20 protein-coding genes are annotated in these 20,984 nt (G+C 65.7%); 6 read left to right on the plus strand and 14 right to left on the minus strand.

What is annotated here, in order from left to right; genetic code table 11:
• Nucleotides 1–268: 268 nt before the first annotated feature.
• Together metG and VJ897_RS13095 are read right to left on the minus strand one after the other, a co-directional pair.
• The gene (metG, locus tag VJ897_RS13090) at nt 269–1,981 is read right to left on the minus strand and encodes a methionine--tRNA ligase (RefSeq protein WP_324056140.1); all 1,713 of its coding nucleotides are present in this window, start codon (nt 1,979–1,981) and stop codon (nt 269–271) included.
• Nucleotides 1,982–2,054: 73 nt separating this feature from the next.
• A complete protein-coding gene (locus VJ897_RS13095) occupies nt 2,055–3,293 on the minus strand; it encodes an MFS transporter (protein WP_324056141.1) in 1,239 nt (412 codons plus the stop codon).
• Nucleotides 3,294–3,461: 168 nt separating this feature from the next.
• On the opposite strand from VJ897_RS13095, the gene VJ897_RS13100 reads away from it, so the two are divergent.
• Together VJ897_RS13100 and VJ897_RS13105 are read left to right on the plus strand one after the other, a co-directional pair.
• On the plus strand, nt 3,462–4,505 hold the full coding sequence (locus VJ897_RS13100; RefSeq protein ID WP_324056142.1) for an aldo/keto reductase: 1,044 nt from the start codon (nt 3,462–3,464) through the stop codon (nt 4,503–4,505).
• Between the two features lie 66 nt (nt 4,506–4,571).
• Nucleotides 4,572–4,862 carry a hypothetical protein gene (locus VJ897_RS13105; protein WP_324056143.1) on the plus strand — a complete coding sequence of 97 codons (291 nt, stop codon included), beginning with the start codon at nt 4,572–4,574 and terminating at the stop codon, nt 4,860–4,862.
• On the opposite strand, the gene sulP is transcribed toward VJ897_RS13105, so the two are convergent.
• The 9 genes from sulP to VJ897_RS13150 form a co-directional block, all read right to left on the minus strand.
• On the minus strand, nt 4,863–6,593 hold the full coding sequence (gene sulP, locus VJ897_RS13110; protein ID WP_324056144.1) for a SulP family inorganic anion transporter: 1,731 nt from the start codon (nt 6,591–6,593) through the stop codon (nt 4,863–4,865).
• 98 nt (nt 6,594–6,691) lie between these two features.
• Nucleotides 6,692–8,365 (minus strand): bifunctional protein tyrosine phosphatase family protein/NAD(P)/FAD-dependent oxidoreductase, encoded by a 1,674-nt coding sequence (locus tag VJ897_RS13115; protein ID WP_324056145.1) that lies wholly within the window; start codon nt 8,363–8,365, stop codon nt 6,692–6,694.
• A gap of 39 nt (nt 8,366–8,404) precedes the next feature.
• On the minus strand, nt 8,405–9,289 hold the full coding sequence (locus VJ897_RS13120) for an MBL fold metallo-hydrolase (protein ID WP_324056146.1): 885 nt from the start codon (nt 9,287–9,289) through the stop codon (nt 8,405–8,407).
• A gap of 22 nt (nt 9,290–9,311) precedes the next feature.
• Nucleotides 9,312–9,758, minus strand: coding sequence for a DUF6691 family protein (locus VJ897_RS13125; RefSeq protein WP_324056214.1), 447 nt, complete (start codon nt 9,756–9,758; stop codon nt 9,312–9,314).
• A 7-nt stretch (nt 9,759–9,765) separates the two neighbouring features.
• Nucleotides 9,766–10,197 (minus strand): YeeE/YedE family protein, encoded by a 432-nt coding sequence (locus VJ897_RS13130; protein WP_324056147.1) that lies wholly within the window; start codon nt 10,195–10,197, stop codon nt 9,766–9,768.
• Nucleotides 10,198–10,396: 199 nt separating this feature from the next.
• On the minus strand, nt 10,397–11,356 hold the full coding sequence (gene glpX / locus VJ897_RS13135) for a class II fructose-bisphosphatase (protein ID WP_324056148.1): 960 nt from the start codon (nt 11,354–11,356) through the stop codon (nt 10,397–10,399).
• A gap of 146 nt (nt 11,357–11,502) precedes the next feature.
• Nucleotides 11,503–12,135, minus strand: coding sequence for a CatA-like O-acetyltransferase (locus VJ897_RS13140; RefSeq protein ID WP_324056149.1), 633 nt, complete (start codon nt 12,133–12,135; stop codon nt 11,503–11,505).
• Nucleotides 12,136–12,139: 4 nt separating this feature from the next.
• Entirely contained in the window at nt 12,140–13,426 is a 1,287-nt protein-coding gene (locus VJ897_RS13145; RefSeq protein ID WP_324056150.1) for a homoserine dehydrogenase, read from the minus strand.
• 51 nt (nt 13,427–13,477) lie between these two features.
• Entirely contained in the window at nt 13,478–13,795 is a 318-nt protein-coding gene (locus tag VJ897_RS13150; protein ID WP_324056151.1) for a hypothetical protein, read from the minus strand.
• A gap of 252 nt (nt 13,796–14,047) precedes the next feature.
• Here VJ897_RS13150 and VJ897_RS15255 point away from each other — a divergent pair, with 252 nt between their 5' ends.
• Together VJ897_RS15255 and VJ897_RS13160 are read left to right on the plus strand one after the other, a co-directional pair.
• A complete protein-coding gene (locus VJ897_RS15255) occupies nt 14,048–14,299 on the plus strand; it encodes a TetR-type transcription factor C-terminal domain-containing protein (RefSeq protein WP_414706751.1) in 252 nt (83 codons plus the stop codon).
• Between the two features lie 56 nt (nt 14,300–14,355).
• Nucleotides 14,356–14,832, plus strand: coding sequence for a hypothetical protein (locus VJ897_RS13160; RefSeq protein WP_324056152.1), 477 nt, complete (start codon nt 14,356–14,358; stop codon nt 14,830–14,832).
• Nucleotides 14,833–14,855: 23 nt separating this feature from the next.
• Here the strand turns inward: VJ897_RS13160 and VJ897_RS13165 are convergent, their stop codons facing one another.
• The 3 genes from VJ897_RS13165 to VJ897_RS13175 are packed head-to-tail and all read right to left on the minus strand — an operon-like array spanning nt 14,856 to nt 17,787.
• Entirely contained in the window at nt 14,856–15,449 is a 594-nt protein-coding gene (locus VJ897_RS13165; protein ID WP_324056153.1) for a TadE/TadG family type IV pilus assembly protein, read from the minus strand.
• Between the two features lie 3 nt (nt 15,450–15,452).
• Nucleotides 15,453–16,004 carry a TadE/TadG family type IV pilus assembly protein gene (locus tag VJ897_RS13170; protein ID WP_324056154.1) on the minus strand — a complete coding sequence of 184 codons (552 nt, stop codon included), beginning with the start codon at nt 16,002–16,004 and terminating at the stop codon, nt 15,453–15,455.
• Nucleotides 16,005–16,017: 13 nt separating this feature from the next.
• A complete protein-coding gene (locus VJ897_RS13175) occupies nt 16,018–17,787 on the minus strand; it encodes a TadE/TadG family type IV pilus assembly protein (protein ID WP_324056155.1) in 1,770 nt (589 codons plus the stop codon).
• Nucleotides 17,788–18,102: 315 nt separating this feature from the next.
• Here VJ897_RS13175 and VJ897_RS13180 point away from each other — a divergent pair, with 315 nt between their 5' ends.
• A complete protein-coding gene (locus VJ897_RS13180) occupies nt 18,103–19,539 on the plus strand; it encodes a Glu/Leu/Phe/Val family dehydrogenase (RefSeq protein ID WP_324056156.1) in 1,437 nt (478 codons plus the stop codon).
• Nucleotides 19,540–19,715: 176 nt separating this feature from the next.
• Nucleotides 19,716–20,981 (plus strand): sarcosine oxidase subunit beta family protein, encoded by a 1,266-nt coding sequence (locus VJ897_RS13185; RefSeq protein WP_324056157.1) that lies wholly within the window; start codon nt 19,716–19,718, stop codon nt 20,979–20,981.
• The last annotated feature ends 3 nt before the right edge of the window (nt 20,982–20,984 follow it).

A 20,984-nucleotide genomic window follows, 5' to 3' on the forward strand; every position in this document is an offset into this window, starting at 1 on the left:
CCGGTGGCGACTTCAGAAACCCCGCTGTCAGCCTGTTCCGTGCTCTCATTTCTCGTCCACCCAAATATACACCCTAGGGTATTGGATAGGACCGAACAGCACAAGACAAGCAAAGACAGACAGGACCAAGTTTTTAAGCCTAAATGTGGCAAATGTGGACAGAGGCGAACTAGCACATACAATATGTGGGTGCCGGCCGCGGGTACCAGAAAGGGGCGCTTCCGCGTGCCTTGATCCTGACATTGAGGACGTGATGCGCGGGGTGGGCTCAGGCCCGGGCGCCGGCGAAGCGGGTTTGCCAGTCGTCGCGCTGGTCGTCGGTGATCTTGGTGAAGAGGTTGTCGGGCACTGTGAAGCCATGGCCGGCCGGAAGCGCCCCGAGTGCTTCTTGCACGTCATTGGGCCAGTCCGCATCGGGGGCATTCATTGCCTGCAACATGGTCGCTGAGGCCCCGGGGATGAAGGGGGCCGAAAGCACCGCGTAAAGCCGGACCAGGTTCAGCGCCAGGCGGATCTGCATGGCAGCTTTGTCCGGGTCTTGCTTGAAAGTGGCCCAGGGCGCGGCCTCTTGCAGGTACTCGTTGCCCACGGCCCAGATGGCGCGCAGTTCGGCGGCGGCCTTGCGGACCTCGATGGCGTCCATGTGCGCCGCGTAGGCGGCAATGCGGCGGGTCAGGTCCTCGACCAGGGCCTGTTCGGGTGCGCCCATCGCGCCGCCCGACGGCACCGCCTCGCCGAACTTCGAGCGGCAGAACTTGGTTACGCGGCTGACGAAATTGCCAAGAACATCGGCCAGGTCCTTGTTGACGCCTGACTGGAAACTTTCCCAGGTGAATTCGGCATCCGCCGATTCCGGCGCGTGCGACAGCAGCCACCAGCGCCAGTAATCCGCGGGCAGGATCTCGAGTGCCTGGTCCATGAAGACGCCGCGCCCGCGCGAGGTGCTGAACTGGCCGCCGTCGTAGTTGAGGTAGTTGAACGACTTGATGTAATCGACCAGTTTCCAGGGCTCGCCCGACCCCAGGATCGTGGCCGGGAAGGACAACGTATGGAAGGGCACGTTATCCTTGCCCATGAACTGGGTATAGGTCACGTCGTCCGCGCCCTTGTCGGTGCGCCACCAACGTTCCCAGTCGTCGCCCTTGCCGGCATCGACCCATTCCTGTCCGCAGGCGATGTATTCGATTGGGGCGTCGAACCAGACGTAGAAGACCTTGCCCTCCATGCCCGGCCAGGGGTCGTCGCCACGCTGCACCGGGATGCCCCAGTCAAGGTCGCGGGTAATGCCGCGATCCTGCAGTCCGTCGCCGTCATTCAGCCATTTCTTGGCGATCGAGGTGGTCAGCACCGGCCAGCCCTCGCGGGTGTCGATCCAGTCTTCCAGCCGGTCTTTCAACTTGGATTGGCACAGGTAGAGGTGCTTGGTCTTGCGCATTTCCAGGTCGGTTGCGCCGGAAATCGTCGAATGCGGGTTGATCAGGTCCACCGGGTCCAGCTGCTTGGTGCAGTTGTCACACTGGTCGCCGCGCGCGGATTCGAAGCCGCACTCGGGGCAGGTGCCCTCGATATAGCGGTCTGGCAGGAAACGGCCATCGGCCTTGGAATACATCTGGGTTTCGCTGACCTCGCGGATCAACCCGGCCTCGTCCAGTTTCCTGGCGAAATGCTGGGTCAGCTTGTGGTTGGCATTGGAGGACGAGCGCCCGAAATGGTCGAAGGACAGGCCGAAGCCCTCGGCGATGTCGGACTGGACCTGCCACATCTCGGCGCAGTAGTCGGCCACCGGTTTACCCGCCTTTGCGGCGGCCAGCTCGGCCGGGGTTCCGTGTTCGTCCGTGGCGCACAGGAACAGCACCTCGTGCCCGCGCCCGCGCAGGTAGCGCGCGAAGAGATCTGCCGGAAGCTGGCTTCCCACGAGATTTCCGAGGTGCTTGATCCCGTTGATGTAGGGGATCGCCGAGGTGATGAGGTGCCGGGCCATGACGTCTCCCTGTTGATGGGTGTCCGCAGGCCCCGTGTAATCGCTCGGGCCGGGAAGGGCCAGAGGGGGCGTGTCATTTGCCGGCCTCGTCCCGGTCGCGGCTCCGCCCCAGAAGGCGGCCGATGGTGAAAGAGGTTCGCGGCGCCCAAACGTAGCGCGTGCGCCGGGCCGGGGCGCCCCGCACGCGCATCCGCGCGACACCGAAGACGATCAGGCCTATGTGCCCCAGTGCCACGAAATGGAACATGGCCGCCGGACCGAAATGCTCGATCAGGATCGATGTGGTCCAGGGCGCGGCGATGGCCCCCAGCGCGAAGACGAACATCAGCGCCGCCGACAGTTCGACCCGCTGGTCGGCACTGGCAAAGTCGTGCGCATGAGCGGTGGCCACGGAATAGACCGGGAAGGTGGTCAGCCCGAACAGCGTGGCGGCCAGCAGGATCGCCCCTTCGCCAAGTCCCGCGGCGGTCACGGTCACGAGGCAGGCGCCGACAGCGGCCACCGACAGCCAGACCAGCACCCAGCGCCGGTCGAAACGGTCCGCAAGCCAGCCGGTGGGGTATTGCGCCAGCGCGCCGCCTGCGACGAATGCGGCCAGAAACAGGCCGATCCGGCCGGGGTCCAGGCCGACTTCCTGTCCGTAGATCGGGCCGACCATCCGGAAGGAGGCCCCCGAAAGCGCCGCGACCAGCACCCCCGCCACGGCCAGCGGCGACATCTGCCATGCCAGCAAGGGGCGCAGCCGGGTCGCCTCGGGCGTATCGGGCTGGGGCAGCCGGGTCAGTGCCAGCGGTAACAGCGAGGCCACGCAAAGCATGGTCAGAAGGGTATAGGCGACATAGGTCTGAAGGTCGGCCAGCATCCCGATCATCAGTTGTGCGACCAGGCTGCCGCCCATGTCCACCGCGCGGTAGATTCCCATCGTGCGCCCGCGCGTGCTGTTGGTGACCTTGGCCTGCAACCAGGCCTCGATCACCGTGTAGCAGCCCGCGATGCAGATGCCGGTGCCGATGCGCAGCAGCGCCCAGGCCAGAGGGGACTGGATCAGCACGTGGCCCGCCAGCCCGATCGCGCCCATCGCGGTCAATACGGCGAAGGCCCGCGAATGTCCGACATTGCCCATCAGTCGCGGCGCCCACCAGCAACCGATGAAAAACCCCACGAAATGCGCCGAGCCAAGGAACCCCACCTGTGCCCGGGTGAACCCGGCGCCGAGTCCGGTCAGCGCGTCCAGCGGCCCGACGCCACCCGAGGACAGCTGCAACAGAAGCGCCGAGAGCAGAAGCGCGGCGAAGGAAACGATCATGCGCATGGGATCATCCTGGGCCGGGGCGGGGCGGCACTGTTGTCGCTATGCGACAGGCGTGGTCGCCGATGATACGCGGGGCGGGGAATGGCCGGGCCTGAATCGCTTGTTGCTGGGTGTCATTAAGCTATCGTCGCCGCGACACGAGGAACAGAGCGAACAAGGGGACGGAACATGAACAGGTTGGAACTGGGCCGCACGGGGATCGCGGTCAGCGACTGGTGCCTTGGCACCATGACCTTCGGTTCGCAGACGCCGCAGCACGACGCCTTTGCGCAGATGGACATGGCGCTGGAGGCGGGGATCGACTTCTTCGATACCGCCGAGATGTATCCGGTGAACCCGGTGCGCCCTGAAACCGTCGGCACCTGCGAGGAAATGATCGGCCGGTGGTTCGCGGCCAGCGGCAAGCGCGATCGGGTGGTGCTGGCCACCAAGGCGGGCGGCGACAGCCGCATGATCCGCGATGGCGAAGGGTATGGCCCCGATAACATCGAGATGCTGATCGATGACTCGCTGCGCCGCCTTGGCACCGACTGGATCGACCTCTACCAGCTGCACTGGCCCATGCGCGGGTCCTACATGTTCCGCCAGAACTGGACCTTCGATCCCTCTGGTCAGGACCGTGAGCGGACCATGGACCACATGGCCGGTGTCCTCGAAGGGCTGGAGCGGGCGCGCAAGGCCGGCAAGATCCGCGCCTTCGGCATGTCCAACGAAAGCGCCTGGGGCTGCACCCGCTGGATCGACCTGGCCGAGCAGCTCGGCGCGCCGCGCATGGCCAGCGTGCAGAACGAATACTCGTTGCTCTGCCGTCTTTATGACACCGACATGGCCGAGATGGCGGTGAACGAGGACGTGACCCTGCTGTCCTTCTCGCCGCTGGGCGCCGGACTGCTGACGGGAAAGTACCAGGGCGACGTGACGCCCGCCGGGTCGCGCCGCGACGGGGGCAACGCCAGCCTTGGGGGCCGCATGACGCCGCGCGTGCTGCCGGCGGTGCAGGCCTATCTCGACGTGGCGGCGAAACACGGGCTGGACCCGGTGCACATGGCCATGGCCTGGCAGCGCACGCGGCCCTTCCCGGTGTCGGCGATCTTCGGGGCGACGACGCGCGCACAACTGGAGCACATGCTGGCGGGCGACGCGATGACCCTCTCCGAGGCGGTACTGGCCGACATCGACGCCGCCCATCGCGCCTATCCCATGCCCTATTGAGGCGACATTCCCGCTCGCGGGGGCTATGCTGATCCGCGAGTCGGGCTCTTGCAGCGGAGGCGAGCAATGACACGCGGTTTGACTGTGCTGGCGGTGCTTCTGGCGCTGGGCGCCTGCGACGAGGCCGCCATGACGGGTGGCGCGGGCGGCATGCGCGAATACATCGTGCTCGGGTCGAGCATGAGCTTCGAGCAGTGTCGTGCCCGCGGCGGGCTGATCATCCGCGACCGGGGCAGCTCCATGGTGGCCTGCGATCCACGTGTGGTGGGCGAGCCGGTGCCGCCGGATGAATTCGATCACCCCGACAGCCCTGTACCCCAGCCCGCAAACGGGTCCACAGGGGGCGAGGCGGGCTGATCACGCCGCCCGAGTGGTCCCATCGCCGGTCAGATCCGTCCAGGCCCCGTACTGCGTCAGGAAGACATTGCCGCCCAGTTCGTCGAGGAAATGCGACCTGCGCAACCGGTCCATCACCGGGCCCTTGACCTCTGACAGGTGCAGCCGGATGCCCAGGTCCTTGAGGCGCGTGTTGATCGCCTCGAGGCTTTCCAGCGCGGACATGTCGACCTCGTTGATCGCGGTGCATTGCAGGATCACGTCGGACAGACCGCAATCCTCTGCCACCCGGTCGTAGAGGTAGTCTTCCAGGAAGCGCGCATTGGCGAAATAGAGGCTTTCGTCGACACGCAGAGTGATGACGCGCGGATGGGTCTCGACCTGGTGGCGGCGGATATTGCGGAAATGCTCGGTCCCCGCGACAAGGCCGACCTCGGCCACGTGGGGTTTCGATGTCTTGTAGAGATGCAGCGCGATGGACAGGATCACGCCCGCGCTCACCCCGGTTTCCACACCGAAGCCGAGGGTCAGCAGGATGGTGGCCAGCACGGCGGCGAAATCGGCGCGCGAATAGGTCCAGGCCCGCTTAAGGATGGACAGGTCCACGAGTGACAACACGGCGACGATGATCGTGGCCGCCAGCGTGGCCTTGGGCAGGAAATAGATCAGCGGGGTCAGGGCGACCGCGGCGATGGCCAGACCGATGGCGGTGAAGGCGCCGGCCGCGGGTGTCTCGGCGCCGGCGTCGAAATTAACCACCGAACGTGCGAAACCGCCGGTGACCGGGTAGCCGCCGGTGAAGGCCGCGCCGAGATTGGCCGCGCCAAGGCCGATCAACTCCTGGTTCGGGTCGATGCGCTGGCGTTTCTTGGCGGCCAGCGTCTGGGCCACCGAGATTGATTCCACGAACCCGATGATCGAGATCAGCAGCGCGGGCATGAACAGTGCGCGGATCAGGTCCCAAGAGGTGTCGGGCAGCGTGAAGGGCGGCAGGGCCTGCGGCACGGCACCGACGATCTGCACGCCGGCCGTGTCCAGCCGGAATACCCCGGCCAGCAGCGTGGTGACGACGACGGCGGCGACCGGCCCTGCCTTGGTCAGGATGTCCGCCAGCCGCGGGCCCAGCCCCGCGTTCAGCAGCAGCGGCTTGAGCCCCTTGCGCACCCAGAACAGGAACCCGGTGGCCGCCGTGCCGATGGCCAGAGTGATCCAGTTGATCTGCGACAGGTTGTGGAACAGGCTTTCCAGCAGGTGGGGCAGGGTATGCCCCGAGGCGTCGATCCCGAGGACACTCGACAGCTGGCTGGTGGCGATGAGGATACCGCTGGCGGTGATGAACCCCGCGATCACGGGATGCGACAGGAAGTTGGCCAGAAAGCCCAGGCGCAGGACACCCAGCGTCAGCAGCATCGCTCCCGACAGTCCCGCCAGCGTCAGCGCAGCGGTGGCATAGCCGGCGGTGCCCTGCTGGGCCACCTCGCCGATGGCGGCGGCGGTCATCAGCGAGACAACCGCGACCGGACCCACGGCCAGGGCGCGGCTGGTACCGAAGACGGAATAAAGCATGATCGGCACGATCGAGGCATAGATCCCGGCCTCGGGCGGCAGCCCGGCCAGCAGCGCATAGGCCAACGACTGCGGGATCAGCATGATGGTGACGATCACCGCCGCGATCAGGTCGTTTGACAGGGCGTTGCGGTCATAGGCGCGACCCCAGGTCAGGATCGGCAGGTATCTGGACAATGCGCGCATCACGGGGGCCTTTTCGAAATCGGAAAGCGCCGACGGGGCAGGGGAACCCCGCCGGCCATGAGGGTGGACCCGGTAAAAGGGTCCGCAGGGTCAGGGGGTCAGCTGGCGCTGACTTTTTCAGGGCGGGCCAGCCATTCGCGGCCCCGGAGCATGGCGCGCCAGTAGACGGGCGGCAGCACCTGTTCCTTGAGCAGCCAGGCCAGGCGCGAGGGTTTCTGGCCGTTTATTATCCACTTGGGGAACGAGGGCAGCAGGGTGCCGCCATAGCCGAACTCGGCCAGGACGATCTTGCCCTTTTCCACTGTCAGCGGGCAGGAGCCGTAGCCGTTGTATTGCAGCTGCGGCCCGTGTCCGTCGATATCGGCCAGCACGTTGGCGGCGACCACCGGGGCCTGCATCCGCGCGGCGGCAGCGGTCTTGGCGTTGGGAGCGTTCATCACGTCGCCCAGCGCCCAGATGTTGTCGAACTCCTTGTGGCGTAGCGTGGCCTGGTCCACGTCGACCCAACCGGCGGCATCCGCGAGCGGCGAAACCCGGATGAAATCCGGCGCGGTCTGCGGCGGCGTGACATGCATCATGTCGAAATCGACGGTGACTTCGCGGTCTTCCTCGTCGGGCGCGTTGACCTTGAATGTCGCCTTTTTCGCGGGGCCATCCACGGCCACGAGGTTGTGGAAGAAATTGAGTTTCGCACCGTAGCGTTCAACATAGCTTTCCAGCGCCGGGACATAGTCCTTGACCCCGAAGAGCACGCCGCCCGCGTTCATGAACTGGATATCGATCTTGTCCAGAACGCCCATTTCCTCCCAGTTGTTGGCCGACAGATACATGGCCTTCTGCGGCGCGCCCGCGCATTTGATCGGCATGGGCGGTTGGGTGAAAAGGGCACGCCCCTCTTTCAGGTCCTTGACCAGCTCCCAGGTATAGGGCGCAAGGTCGTAGCGGTAATTCGAGGTCACGCCGTTCTTGCCAAGCGTGTCCACCAAGCCGTCAACCGCGCTCCAGTCGAGCTTGAGCCCCGGCGCCACGATCAGCCGGTCGTATTTCACCACACGGCAGCCGTCGAGCACGACAGCGTTGTCCTTGGGTTCAAAGGCGGCGACGGCGGACTTGAGCCAGTGCACGCCCTTGGGAATCAGGCTGCCCATGGTCTTGGCGGTCGTCGAGGCATCGAAGACACCGCCGCCCACCATGGTCCAGCCAGGCTGGTAGTAGTGGATGTCGGCGGGGTCGATGAGGGCGATTTCCAACCCCTGGCGGCGCTGCAGGATCGAGGCAGCCGCGGCCACGCCCGCCGCCCCGCCGCCGACGATCACCACGTCGTACTTGGCGTCGCCCGTATCGGTGGGTGTCTTGCCGCCGTTGACGATGCGGCGCACGACCCCGGCCATGTCATAGCCGGCCGCCTTGGTCTTCGACAGGATCTCGCTCGGGTCCAGCCGGTCCGCGCTGGCCAGCGACCAAAGCGTGGCCGACCGGGTGCCGGTCCGGCAATAGGCCAGGACCGGGCCCGGCAGCTCGGTCAGCGCGGTGCCGAAATCCTCGGCATCCGCGTCGCTGACCTTGCCGGCCACGATGGGCAGGTATCGGGCCTCAAGACCGACCTTGTTCGCCGCCGCCTCGATCTCTTCGAAGGTGGGCTGGTCGGCCGCTTCGCCGTCGGGGCGGTTGCAGATGATCGCGCGATAGCCCGCTTCCTTGATGGCCGTCAGTTCATCGGGGCAGACCTGCGGACTGACCGTGATCGCGTCGGTGATGGTCTTGAATTCCATTGTCCTCTCCTTGCAGTCGGGGCGCGGTCTCGGGTCGGCTTACAGACCGTTGACAGGCACCTTGAGCATCGGGTTGCCGTCCTTGTCGGTCGGGATCTCGCCCGCGCGCATGTTCACCTGCAGCGACGGGATTATCAGCTTGGGCATGCCCAGCTGCGCGTCGCGCTCGGTGCGGAACTTGACGAAGTCCTCTTTCGTCTTGCCGCCGCCGACGTGGATGTTGTTTGCCTTCTCCTCGCCCACCGTGGTTTCCCAGGCGATGTCGCGGCCGCCGGGGCCATAGTCGTGGCACATGAACAGGCGCATCTCGTCGGGCAGGGCCAGAACCTTCTGGATGCTGTCGTAGAGTGTCGCAGCGTCGCCGCCGGGAAAGTCCGCCCGGGCCGAGCCGCCATCGGGCATGAACAGGGTGTCGCCCACGAAAGCGGCGTCGCCCATCACATGCACCATGCAGGCCGGGGTGTGGCCGGGCGTGTACATGGCGAAGACGGGCATGTTGCCGACCATGTAGGTGTCGCCGTCCTCGAACAGGGCGTCGAACTGGCTGCCGTCGCGCTGGAACTCGGTGCCTTCGTTGAAGACCTTTCCGAAGGTGTCCTGCACGACCATGATCTTGGAACCGATGCCGATCTTGCCGCCGGTCTTTTCCTGGATGTAGGGCGCGGCGGACAGGTGGTCGGCGTGAACGTGGGTCTCGATGATCCACTCCAGCTTGAGGCCCTGGTCCTGAACTTGGCGGATCAGTTCGTCGGCGTGGTCATAGGTGATGCGGCCAGCGGCATAGTCGATGTCCATGACGCTGTCGACGATGGCGCAGCTGTCCGAGGTCGGGTCCTTCACGATGTAGGAGATCGTGTTTGTGGCGTCGTCGAAGAACGCCTGGACCTCGGGCTTGATCTCGGTGTTGACGGGATAGTCGGTCATGTCCTGTTTCTCCGTGTCAGGGTCAGGCCGCGGCCGAGTTGGCGCGGCGTGCGGTCAGATTTTGCGTGAACTTCGCGGTGAAGATGCCGACGACAAGCGCGGCGGTGAACGTCAGAACTGCAGGGTTGAGCGTGCCGATGGCGGGCAGGGCGCCGCCGGGGCAGAAGCCCGCGATCCCCCAGCCAACGCCGAAAGTGGCGGAGCCGGCGATCAGTTTCATGTCCAGCTTGCGGTTCTGCGGGACGTGAAAGGCCTCGCCCATAAGCGGCTTGCCCGCGGGGCGTGCCACCACCAGCCAGTAGCCCGGAGCGGCCACCAGGATGGCCCCGCCCATCACGAAGATGAGCGACGCGTCCCAGGTGCCGAAGACATCGAAGAAGTTCAGCACCTTGGCGGGATTGGCCATGCCGGACATCATGATCCCGATGCCGAAGACGAGGCCGATGAGGTAAGTCGAGATGATGCGCAGCATGATATCAAACTCCGAAGACGTGACGGACCACGTAGACCGTGATCGCGGTGAAGATCATGAATGTGACGGTCGCGGCGATTGAGCGCGGCGAGAAACGCGCCATGCCGCAGACGCCGTGGCCGCTGGTGCAGCCGGCGCCGTAGGTGACACCGACCCCGACGATGAAGCCGCCGACGATCATCATCAGCGTACTCACAGGGACCTGGATCGTGGGCGGCTGGCCGGTCACCACCGTCATCAGGATGGGGGCCGTCACCATGCCGGCAAGCAGCGCCGCGCGCCAGGACCAGTCAGAGGCCGAGGTCGGCTGAAGAAATCCGGCAAGAACGCCCGTGGCGCCCATGATCCGGCCCAGGGTCAGCATCAGAAGCACGGTCGAACTGCCGATCAGCAGCCCGCCGAATAGCGACAGGAAAGGTGTGAATTCCGTGGTCATCGGTCTATCGGTTCCCCTTGTGGGAGCGGCCCGTTGCAGCGGCGCGCGCCCTGGTTCGTGTTACAAGCTTTTGGTCGGCGGGATGCAGCGCCTGAACCGGTATATATGTAAAAAACCTTATATATGCAAGTGTCTTGGAGCGCCTCCCTTTCGCGAACCGGAAACGGTCCTTCAAGACATTGTTTTAAGGTAGAAATTTTCAGACCGGGTTGCGGTATCGCATGCGCCTGACCGATCCGGTCTTGGACCGCATGAGAATCGTTTCCGTCGTCAGGCTGTCCGGTTCGCGCTGGATACCGGGCAGGAGCGAGCCGTCCGTCACCCCGGTCGCGGCGAAGATCACGTCACCGGTGACCATGTCGTCGCGGGTATAGACCCGGTCAAGGTTGGTGATCCCGGCCTTGTCGGCGCGGCCGCGCTCGGCGGCATCGCGGAAGACCAGCTGCCCGTAGATCTGCCCGCCCATGCATTTCAGTGCCGCGGCGGCCAGTACCCCCTCGGGGGCGCCCCCCTGGCCCATGTAGATGTCGATGCCCGTGGCGGGTTCGGCGCAGTGCATCACCCCGGCCACGTCGCCATCGGTGATCAGCCGCACCGCTGCGCCGGTGCTGCGCAACTCTGCGATCATGTCGGCATGGCGAGGCCTTTCGAGAACACAGACCGTGATGTCCTTGGTCGAACAGCCCTTGGCCGAGGCCAGGGCCGAGACCCGTTCTGCCGGCGACATGGCCAGGGTGACCACGCCGGGCCTGTAGCCCGGCCCGATGGCCAGCTTGTCCATGTAAGTGTCCGGCGCGTGCAACAGCGTTCCGCGTGATGCCATGGCGATCACGGTCAGCGCGTTGGGCATGTCCTTTGCCGTCAGGGTCGTGCCTTCCAACGGGTCCAGCGCGATGTCCACGTGGGGGCCCTGGCCGTTGCCGACCTCTTCGCCGATGAACAGCATGGGCGCCTCGTCGCGCTCGCCCTCGCCGATGACCACGGTGCCCTGGATGTCCAGCTTGTTGAGCTGGTCGCGCATGGCGTTGACAGCGGCCTGGTCGGCGGCCTTCTCGTCGCCGCGGCCGATCCAGTCGGCACTGGCGATGGCCGCCTGTTCGGCCACCCGGGCCAGGCCCAGGGAAAGCATGCGGTCATTGAAATCGGTGGGAAGCGACATGGGCGCGGGTCCTTCTCGGGAAGTGGCGTTGCCAGTCGCCTAGCGTGCCGGGACCATCGCGACAAGCCTGTGCGCGCTAACAGGGGTCGGTTGCCGCCGGTCCGGGCGCACCGAGGGGCGCGCGTCCGCGCTTGACCGACCGGAGGCTACACGTTGTCCAACCTGTCCTGTATCGCAGCAACCGCCTGGCCCAGGTGCGCCCCGTCTGCAATGGCGTGGTGGACCTCGGCGGTGAAGGCGCAGGTGATATGCCCGTTCTCGCCGGTCACGAACTTGCCCCAGCTCAGCCGCGGGATGCAGTCCTGCGCGTCCGGCATCGCATTGGTCAGCCCGGTGAAATCCACCCAGGGCAGACAGGACAGGTAGAGCAGGTCGTCGCGTGCGCCCGTGTTGGGCACGCGCGGCGCCCCGGCGCGGACTGCGGCGATCTCGGCCTTGGCGGCTGCATCGAAGGCGGGCCAGTCTTCCTGGTAGTCGATGTAGCCGAAGCCGAAGCTGCCATCGGGCAGGGCAATGGTGGGGGAAAGCGTCAGCCGGTCATGCTCGACCACCGTGTTCGCCCCGCGAAAGCGCGTACGCAGCTCCGGCACTGCATGGAACCCGGCGGCCAGCGCGTGGAGACAGGCGCGGAACGGCGAGACCCCCTGCGCCTTTCGCCCCATCAGGTGGGTCACGTCCAGCCGGGTGGTCAGGGCGAAATGTGGACGCTGGTAATCGCGGAAAAGGCGAAAGGCCCCGGCGCGGGGCCAGGTGGCAAGGTCGATGCTCCGCTCGGCCATGGACTCAGACTTCCTCGATGCGGATCGCCACCGGGTCGGAAAGCACCACGTCGGTCTCGCGCACCGCGGCAAGCGCTGTGTTCAGGTCGGCGCGGGTCGTCTTGTGGGTCACGATCAGCACCGGGGCAGAGGTGTCCTGGTGGCCATATTGCCGCATCCGGTCGATTGAAACGCCCGCATCGCCGAGGATCGCGGTGATCTTGGCCAGCGCGCCGGGCTTGTCGATCAGTTGCAGCCGCAGGTAATAGGCCGCCGGAACCGGAGAATTGGCCGGCCTGGCCTCTGCCAGCGTCTCGGCGGGCTGACCGAAGACCGGCAACCGCAGCCCCCGGGCGATATCCATCACGTCACCCATGACCGCGCTTGCGGTGGGGCCCTCGCCAGCGCCGGGGCCGCGCAGCACGACCTGCTCGACCGCGTCGCCCTCAAGCACGACCATGTTGGTGCCCCCCTCCAACTGGCCAAGGGGCGACCCGGCGGGCACCAGGCAGGGCGACATGCGCTGTTCCAGCCCGCGGCCGGTCATCTGCGCGACGCCCAGCAGCTTGATGCGATAGCCCATGTCGGCCGCCTGACTGATGTCCTCGATGGTGATCGCGCCGATGCCCTCCAGCTCGACCGCGTCGAAGTCGCAGCGCGTGCCGAAGGCCAGCGCGGCCAGAATCGCCAGCTTGTGGCCCGCGTCGATGCCGCCCACGTCAAGGTTCGGGTCGGCTTCGAGGTAGCCCAGCGCGTCGGCCTCGGCAAAGGCCTCGTCATAGCTCAGGCCCGCGTGCTGCATTCGGGTCAGGATGTAGTTGCAGGTGCCGTTCATCACGCCCATGACGCGGGTCATGCCGTTGCCCGCCAGCCCCTCCATCAGGGCCTTGACGACCGGTATGCCACCTGCCACCGCGCCTTCGAAGCGCAGGGCGCATCCATTGGCCTCTGCCAGTTCGGCCAGGGCCTGGCCGTGATGGGCCAGCATCGCCTTGTTGGCGGTGACAACGTCCTTGCCCGCCGCCAGGGCCGCCTCGGTCGCGGCCTTGGCCGGCCCGTCCGATCCGCCCATGAGTTCCACGAAGACATCCACGTCGTCGCGGCGGGCCAGCACCACCGGGTCGTCCTCCCAGTCGTAATGCGACAGGGTCACGCCGCGATCCTTGTCGCGGGTGCGCGCCGAGATGGCCACGATCTCGATCGGGCGCCCGGCGCGGGTGGCAAGCAGCCTGGCCTGTTGGCGCAGGATGCGCACCACGCCGACGCCGACGGTTCCGAGGCCGGCGATCCCGAGGCGGAGAGGGCTGGTCATCTGGCTGATCCTTCGCTGTGTCCTTGCGCGCCTGTTAGCCCGGATGTGCGGCTACTGCAACGCGGGCACGGCAACGCCGCGCAGCAGGCGGGCGCGGCTGGGCGCATCGATCACCGTGGCCTTGCGCAGGCGCGCCGCCCGTGCGTTCAGCGCCGTCATGCGTGCGGCGGGCGCGGCGGTGTCGCGGGGACCGCCGCCCGCCGCGGCGTCCTCCTGCGCCGCCGCCAGGGCCAGCAGCCCATCCAGCGGTACCAGGCCCGGGATCGACGCGCTGTCCCGGCCCGCCACGGGATCGAGGGGCAGGTCAAGGTCTGGCAAGGGGGTGCAGGCGGCAAGCCCGCCCAGAAGAACAGGGATCATCAAGCGCATCGCAGAAACCATAGGGCCAGCCCTGTCCCGGGGGCAAGCCGCGTCTCCGGACTTTTCAAATGAACAGCCGTTCAGTTAGATGGCGCGGCAGCCCTGACGGAGGACCCATGGCGTGCAAGACCGGTTCCCATGCCGAGATCACCGGCCCGCGGGTGCGCGCAGCCGCCCAGCGACTGGACGCCTTCACGCGGTTCCACATTCGCTGTCACCAGCCGCGGGGCGACCAGGTTTTCGTCGCCTACATGGAACTACGTGACCTCACGCCCGGGGAACGTCGCGGAGGTCGAGCGTCTGCGCAAGCTCTACGAGGACGAGTTGGAGGCGATCCTGCAGGACGGTGTCGATACCGGTCTGTTCCGGCTGGATGACACCAAGGTGACGCCCCTGGCTATCATTGCCATGCTGACCGGCATTAGCATCAGGTATCAAGCCGACGGCCGCCTCAGCCTGAACCGGATCGAGACGCTTTATGTCGGCATGGTCCGGCGTCTGGTGGGCCTCTGAGGGCTTTCCGCCATCCGCCGGGCGCGCTATGCCCGCGGCGAACACAGGAGCGCAGCATGACACAAGAGACCCCGATCGCCGTTCTGCGCGCCGCGCCCGGGCGCCGGGTCTTTGCCTGCGCGGTCATGATGGCTCTTGGCGGGCTGCTGATCCTCTCGGCGCTCACCCGGCCCCCGGCGCCGGGCTGGCAGGTCTTCCTGTTGGTCTGTGCCGCGGTATCGCTGCTGGGGGCCGAGGCCTTGCGTCGGGCCACCCGACCGGCCCTGCACCTTCATGCCGACGCGCTACGCGACAGCGATGGCACCCTGTTGACCCGGCTGGAGGACGTGGCGCGCGTCGAACGCGGCGCCTTTGCGTTCAAGCCCTCGAACGGCTTCGTGCTGCATCTGCGCGGGCGGCAACCCCGGGCGTGGCAGCCGGGCCTGTGGTGGCGCATGGGCAAGCGGCTTGGCGTGGGCGGCACGGTCTCGGCCGGGGCGTCGCGCTTCATGGCCGATCAGATCGCGCTGCGCCTCTCGGCAGACAACGACTGAAAGCGCGGGTCCGCGCCGCGGGCTCAGAAGCAGGACACCGCGCCGTCGTCGCTGCCGTTGCTGCTCCATTTCAGCTGGGCAGAGAAACGTGGCGAGGTGACGATCATGTCCTCGAACCACATCGCGAGGTCCCCGCCGGCAGAGAAGATCGGCTCATGCGCGACCCGGGTCTCGACCATGATGAGAGCCTCGCCGGCGGGAAGGCCCGGTATACGGTCTGCCGCGACATAGCTGTCGAGACCGCCATTGGTCAGCGCGGACTGTCCGCCCCGGGCCTCTGACCAGCAAACGAAATACTCCTCGTCGTCTGGGTCCCAGGCGATCAAGCTGACGCGCAGGTCGGTGTCATGATTGGACTCGGTGACGAACCGGTGCAGGTTCCAGATGCTGTCCATGTATTCGCTGGTCACATATTCCCCGCCCCGCCGACTGAGCGTGTCGGACACGGTATAGGCCGCCTTGACGTTGATGGACTGTGCACGGAAGGCCTGAAAGAAAACCCAGGTCCCGAGCACGGCGAAAAAGAGAAGAGGCAAAACGAAGACAGCCTCGATCACGACGCTGCCCTCGTCGTTGCGCCGGTGGCCCCGAAGCCTGGATGCGATCCGGCCCAGCATGGCTCAGCGCGGCTCCATCACGAAGGCCGACGTGGCATGGAGCCGGTAGTGTCCGTCGTCTTCCATCCGCGACAGGGTCCAGCCCAGGGCGAAGTCGGGAAGCATGGGTTCGAACAGGCCACAGGCCCGCAGGAGCATGACCTGGTTCTGCGATCCGTTCTTGAAGTTCCGGGGGGCCTCGAAGGGCTCTGCGATGTTGGTGCAACTGGCCTTCGCTGGCGGATCGGTCCAGTTGTCCGGATCGATGGACAACATTTCCAGCCGTACCCGCTGCATGCAGTTCTGTATGATGCCCGCGCCGTTGCAAATCGACCGGCGCAGATCCATGTTGGTCTGGTTGACGCCGGTATTCAAGCGCACCTCGCGCACGGTAATGTCCATGCCGCGTTCCAGCATGACCTGTCGGGTCATGAGCAGCCCCAGTTCGAACCCGGAGACCGACAGCACGAACATCGGCAGGAAAATGAGCACGAACTCGATCGTCGCCACGCCGCCCGAGGTGCGGCGGCGAAAGCGGCGGAAGCGTCCGAAGGGGGACAGCAGGGCGCGTTTCATGCCTGGGCGCTCCTCATTGCGTCAGCTTCAGGGCCCGGATGTCCGAGGCGATGGCGCTGAAGGCTTCCGAGATCTCGACCCCGTCAACGTCGAAGTAATGGTTGGGCGAACTGGCGCAATCGCGCAACGCCGCCTGCCCGCGCCAGGGGGCCTCGAAAGCCACGGAGTAGATGACGATGTTCTGGCCCCGCGCCGCAGCGCAGATCGAGGACAGGCGATTGTCCGCGCTGCTACCGTTTACCTTCGCTTCCATGGCGTAGAAAGTCGCCACGTAGGTGCTGTAGCTGATTTCGCGCTCCATGTACGGTTCGCGGAAGAATTCGAGGTAAATCTCGGTGCGGACCCAGCCTGAAAAGATGTCCTGCCAGGAGGCGTGGTAGACATCGTCGTCGTAGGCCTGCCCGCGCCCCGGCGTATGCGGGTTCTGGGCATCGGCGCTGGTCTCGGACTGGTAGTCGGGATAGCCGCGCGGGTGGTTGCCCTCGTCGTTTTCCCAGTAAGAGGCATCCAGGTGGAAGAACCAGTCGTCCGAGCGCCAGGATGTGCCTTGCCCGCGTGTCTGGATCGAGATCTGGTCCTGGTCCACGTCCCAGAGGGGTTGATCGGCATAGTCCTTGGCGAACCAGATCGACGACAGGCCGCTCTTGTAGGGTTCCTTGAGGTCAAATTCGGTGGTGTTCTCGCCATCGCTCATGACGACGAGCACCTTGAGCACGCCGTTGGGATCGTTCCAGTCCAGCGGCCGGCCGTGCACTGGCGTGCCGGAATCGAGCACGGCGTTCAGTGCCGGACGCATGGCAGGGTCCAGCAGGCCCACGCCCCATTTCACACCCAGGTCGATGGCGGTGTTGCCGAAATTCGTCATGGACGAGACGGCGTCCTTCAGGGTTTGCTTGTCCGTTTCGAAAGGCAGGATCGCGTTCTCGGTCCCCGGAAAACACCAGGGCCGTTCGATGGGGTGGACCCAGGTGCGGGTTTCTGCGCCGTAGTCGAAATGCGACAGCCGGGTATAGCCCGGGCCCGCGTTGCCATCCGGGTCCGTCGGCAGGGCTGTCTGGTTGAACATGGAATCGGGCACGAGGATGCAATTCGATTCATCATGATGGTCGGTCATGTCGAACTGCCCGCCCAGCGCCGGGCCGGGGTTGACCGCTGCCGAGTAGGGCACCGTCGAGATCGAGATCAGGCCTTCGGAGGCCTCTCCGTTATTGTTCAGGATCGCGTCGATGAAATCGTGTGCCGCCGGGACGAGGTTGGTGAAACGCCTGTTACGCTGCATCGAGGAAGACACGTCAAGCACCAGCGAAACCTCGACGTTGGTCACGCGCTCTTCTGCGGTGGAGGTGCCGCTGACCTTGAGGGTGCGGTCCATCTCTTCGTCCGATCGCAGGAAAGCGCGGGGAAAACCGACAAAGCGCATGGGCAATTCCACTTCCGCCTCGGCATTGACGATACGGAAGTTCAGGCCCTCGCTCACACTGGGTTCCTTGGACAGCAAATCGCCCAGCCCGGCGGTGTCGAAGTAGTTGCGCACGACCTCCGCGGGCGGTTGTGTCTGGTCGAGGTCCGCTGCGGCCAGAACGGCCCGGTCCAGCGTGCCCTGCATTTTTGCGCGGGTGGTTTCGAATCGCATGAAGTCGACGGCCATGCCGCCGAAGCCGAGGATCAGGACAAAGAGCACCAGCCCGAAGAAGGTCACACCACCTGACTCGTCTCGCCGGAAACGGCCAAACCGTCCGGCGTATCCCTTGCGGGCGAGCGCTGGCGTCGTGTCCACAGACATTTTCAACCCTTCCCACTTCAAAACTTTGCCGGTCATCTTTGACCGCATTACCCCTCGAGCAACCGAACAGGTCGCGGTGGCGAAAATGAGGCAGGAAAGCGGCCATGAACCAGCGAATGTCGCTGGCCTGGAAACCACCCGGTAAAGGCTGCGCCGACTGTTGCACCATGCGCGCCAATTGGCTGCCGGACCGCGCCGGAAAGCGGCGCGAACCGCCCCGCGGCAGGAAGTGTTCAAATTTTCAGCGAATCGGCGTTAGGGTCGCCACAGGGCGGCAGCAGACCGCCCGTGAACGCTGCAAGGAAGGGACCCCCGATGAACGTCATGCCCCAGAACGAGCCGACATTCCGCGAAAGCGTGGACATCATGTACAATCGGGCGGTCGCCCTGATGGACCTGCCCCCGGGGCTTGAGGAAAAGATCAGGGTCTGCAACGCCACCTACACCGTGCGGTTCGGGGTGCGGCTGCGGGGCAAGGTCGAGACATTCACCGGCTACCGCTCGGTGCATTCGGAACACATGGAACCGGTCAAGGGCGGCATCCGTTTTGCTTTGGCCGTGGACCAGGACGAGGTCGAGGCGCTGGCCGCGCTGATGACCTACAAGTGCGCCCTCGTCGAAGCGCCCTTCGGCGGCTCCAAGGGGGGGCTCTGCGTCGATCCCACCCAGTGGGAAGAGCACGAGATGGAAAGGATCACCCGCCGCTTTGCTTATGAACTGGCCAAGCGCGACCTGATCAACCCGTCCCAGAACGTGCCCGCCCCCGACATGGGCACCGGCGAGCGGGAAATGGCCTGGATCGCCGACCAGTATCGCCGCATGAACACCACAGACATCAATGCTGCGGCCTGTGTCACCGGCAAGCCGCCCCACGCGGGCGGCATCCAGGGCCGGGTCGAGGCAACGGGGCGCGGTGTGCAATATGGTCTGCGCGAGTTCTTCCGCGAACCCGAGGACGTGAAGAAGGCGGGCCTGTCGGGCAGGCTCGACGGCAAGCGCGTGATCGTTCAGGGCCTCGGCAACGTGGGCTACCACGCCGCCAAGTTCCTGTCCGAAGAGGACGGCTGCAAGGTCATCGGCATCATCGAGCGCGATGGTGCCTTGTTCAACGAGGCCGGCATCGACGTGGAAACCGTCCGTCAGTGGATCATCAAACATGGCGGGGTGTCGAAATACCCTGATGCCACCCATCAGGCCGATGGGTCCAAGGTGCTGGAAGCCGAGTGCGACATTCTCATCCCGGCGGCGCTTGAGGGGGTCATCAACCTTCAGAATGCCCCGCGTATCAAGGCGCCGCTGATCATCGAGGCCGCTAACGGCCCGATTACCGCCGGCGCGGACGATGTGCTGCGCGAGAAGGGCACCGTGATCATCCCCGACCTTTATGCCAACGCGGGCGGTGTCACCGTGTCCTACTTCGAATGGGTCAAGAACCTGTCCCACATCCGTTTCGGCCGGATGCAGCGCCGCCAGGAAGAGGCCCGGCACGAGCTGATCGTCAACGAGCTGGAGCGCCTTGACGCCATGATGGGCGATGCCTGGTCCATGTCGCCGGACTTCAAGCGCCGCTACATGCGGGGCGCCGACGAACTTGAACTGGTGCGCTCGGGGTTGGACGACACCATGCGCTCGGCCTTCCAGGCGATGCGCAACACCTGGCACGGGCGCAGCGACGTCAATGACCTGCGCACCGCCGGTTTCATCACCGCGATCGACCGCGTCGCCATGAGCTATGCGGCCAAGGGCCTCTGAGCTTCGGGGCGGGGGTCGCCTTGGCGCGGTCCGACGGCGCAGGCGCATCCGATAGCGACTGGAATAGTCGCCCGTTGGCCAGCCGGTGTCGCGCAAATCCAAGCTGCGGCACCACGGGGCATTGAAACCTGCGACGGCGCCCGCTTCACTGGCAGGGTGCGACGAAAGGGCAAGGCATGGGCTTCTCGGGCGGCTATTCAGGGTTCCGCGTCTTCAAGGAAGGGCTGTTCGGCCAGAAGGGCTGGAAACCCGCCTGGCGCGATCCCGACCCCAAACCGGAATACGACATCGTCGTCATCGGCGGCGGCGGGCACGGGCTGGCCACGGCCTTCTACCTTGCCAAGGAACACGGCCTGACCAACGTCGCCGTTCTGGAAAAGGGCTATATCGGTGGCGGCAACGTGGGCCGGAACACGACGATCGTGCGCGCCAACTACTTCCTGCCCGGCAATTCGGAGTTCTACAGCCATTCGCTGAAACTGTGGGAGGGGATGGAGCACGAGCTGAACTACAACGTCATGCATTCGCAGCGGGGCCTGATCAACCTGTTCCATTCCGACGGCCAGCGCGATGCTTTCGTCCGGCGCGGTAACGCGATGGTCAACCAGGGCGACGACGCCATTCTGCTGGACCGCGAGGGTGTGCGCGACCACTTGCCCTACCTGGATTTCGACACGGCGCGGTTTCCGATCTATGGCGGACTTTATCACCCGCGCGGGGGCACGGCCCGGCACGATGCCGTGGCCTGGGGCTATGCCCGGGGGGCAGACCGGCGTGGGGTCGATCTGATCCAGAATTGCGAGGTCACGGGCATCGACACCGAGAACGGCAAGGTGCGCGGCGTGCAGACCACGCGCGGTGCGATACGCGCCGGGAAGGTCGCCATCGTGACTGCGGGGCGTTCGGGGCAGGTGGCGGCAATGGCCGGCATGCGCCTGCCCATCGAAAGCCATGTCCTGCAGGCCTTCGTGACCGAGGGGCTGAAACCCGTGATCGACCATGTCGTCAGCTTCGGCATGGGGCATTTCTACATCAGCCAGTCCGACAAGGGGGGGCTGGTCTTCGGCGGCGACCTGGATTTCCATGCCTCCTACGCCAGCCGCGGCAACCTGCCCATGGCCGAACACGTGATGGAGGCGGCGATGACCCTGATGCCCGCCATCGGCAAGGCTCGCGTGCTGCGGTCCTGGGGCGGGATAATGGACATGACGCCGGACGGCAGCCCGATCATCGACAAGACCGATACCGAGGGGCTCTTCATCGACTGTGGCTGGTGTTACGGCGGGTTCAAGGCTGTGCCCGGGTCGGGTTTCTCCCTGGCGCACCTGATCGCCACCGGCCGCCACCACGATCCGGCGGCGAAATTCCGGCTGGATCGGTTCCGCACCGGCCGCGGCCTGATGGACGAAGAGGGCACCGGCTCTCAGCACAACCTGCACTGAGGA

This window comes from Salibaculum sp. (genome assembly GCF_035270045.1).
Taxonomy (GTDB): domain Bacteria; phylum Pseudomonadota; class Alphaproteobacteria; order Rhodobacterales; family Rhodobacteraceae; genus Salibaculum.

What these genes read in the sequence shown, in the direction of transcription:
- metG (WP_324056140.1), bottom strand. Translation starts at nt 1,981, where the DNA reads ATGGCCCGGCACCTCATCACCTCGGCGATCCCCTACATCAACGGGATC.
- VJ897_RS13095 (WP_324056141.1), bottom strand. Translation starts at nt 3,293, where the DNA reads ATGCGCATGATCGTTTCCTTCGCCGCGCTTCTGCTCTCGGCGCTTCTG.
- VJ897_RS13100 (WP_324056142.1), top strand. Translation starts at nt 3,462, where the DNA reads ATGAACAGGTTGGAACTGGGCCGCACGGGGATCGCGGTCAGCGACTGG.
- VJ897_RS13105 (WP_324056143.1), top strand. Translation starts at nt 4,572, where the DNA reads ATGACACGCGGTTTGACTGTGCTGGCGGTGCTTCTGGCGCTGGGCGCC.
- sulP (WP_324056144.1), bottom strand. Translation starts at nt 6,593, where the DNA reads ATGCGCGCATTGTCCAGATACCTGCCGATCCTGACCTGGGGTCGCGCC.
- VJ897_RS13115 (WP_324056145.1), bottom strand. Translation starts at nt 8,365, where the DNA reads ATGGAATTCAAGACCATCACCGACGCGATCACGGTCAGTCCGCAGGTC.
- VJ897_RS13120 (WP_324056146.1), bottom strand. Translation starts at nt 9,289, where the DNA reads ATGACCGACTATCCCGTCAACACCGAGATCAAGCCCGAGGTCCAGGCG.
- VJ897_RS13130 (WP_324056147.1), bottom strand. Translation starts at nt 10,197, where the DNA reads ATGACCACGGAATTCACACCTTTCCTGTCGCTATTCGGCGGGCTGCTG.
- glpX (WP_324056148.1), bottom strand. Translation starts at nt 11,356, where the DNA reads ATGTCGCTTCCCACCGATTTCAATGACCGCATGCTTTCCCTGGGCCTG.
- VJ897_RS13140 (WP_324056149.1), bottom strand. Translation starts at nt 12,135, where the DNA reads ATGGCCGAGCGGAGCATCGACCTTGCCACCTGGCCCCGCGCCGGGGCC.
- VJ897_RS13145 (WP_324056150.1), bottom strand. Translation starts at nt 13,426, where the DNA reads ATGACCAGCCCTCTCCGCCTCGGGATCGCCGGCCTCGGAACCGTCGGC.
- VJ897_RS13150 (WP_324056151.1), bottom strand. Translation starts at nt 13,795, where the DNA reads ATGCGCTTGATGATCCCTGTTCTTCTGGGCGGGCTTGCCGCCTGCACC.
- VJ897_RS13160 (WP_324056152.1), top strand. Translation starts at nt 14,356, where the DNA reads ATGACACAAGAGACCCCGATCGCCGTTCTGCGCGCCGCGCCCGGGCGC.
- VJ897_RS13165 (WP_324056153.1), bottom strand. Translation starts at nt 15,449, where the DNA reads ATGCTGGGCCGGATCGCATCCAGGCTTCGGGGCCACCGGCGCAACGAC.
- VJ897_RS13170 (WP_324056154.1), bottom strand. Translation starts at nt 16,004, where the DNA reads ATGAAACGCGCCCTGCTGTCCCCCTTCGGACGCTTCCGCCGCTTTCGC.
- VJ897_RS13175 (WP_324056155.1), bottom strand. Translation starts at nt 17,787, where the DNA reads ATGTCTGTGGACACGACGCCAGCGCTCGCCCGCAAGGGATACGCCGGA.
- VJ897_RS13180 (WP_324056156.1), top strand. Translation starts at nt 18,103, where the DNA reads ATGAACGTCATGCCCCAGAACGAGCCGACATTCCGCGAAAGCGTGGAC.
- VJ897_RS13185 (WP_324056157.1), top strand. Translation starts at nt 19,716, where the DNA reads ATGGGCTTCTCGGGCGGCTATTCAGGGTTCCGCGTCTTCAAGGAAGGG.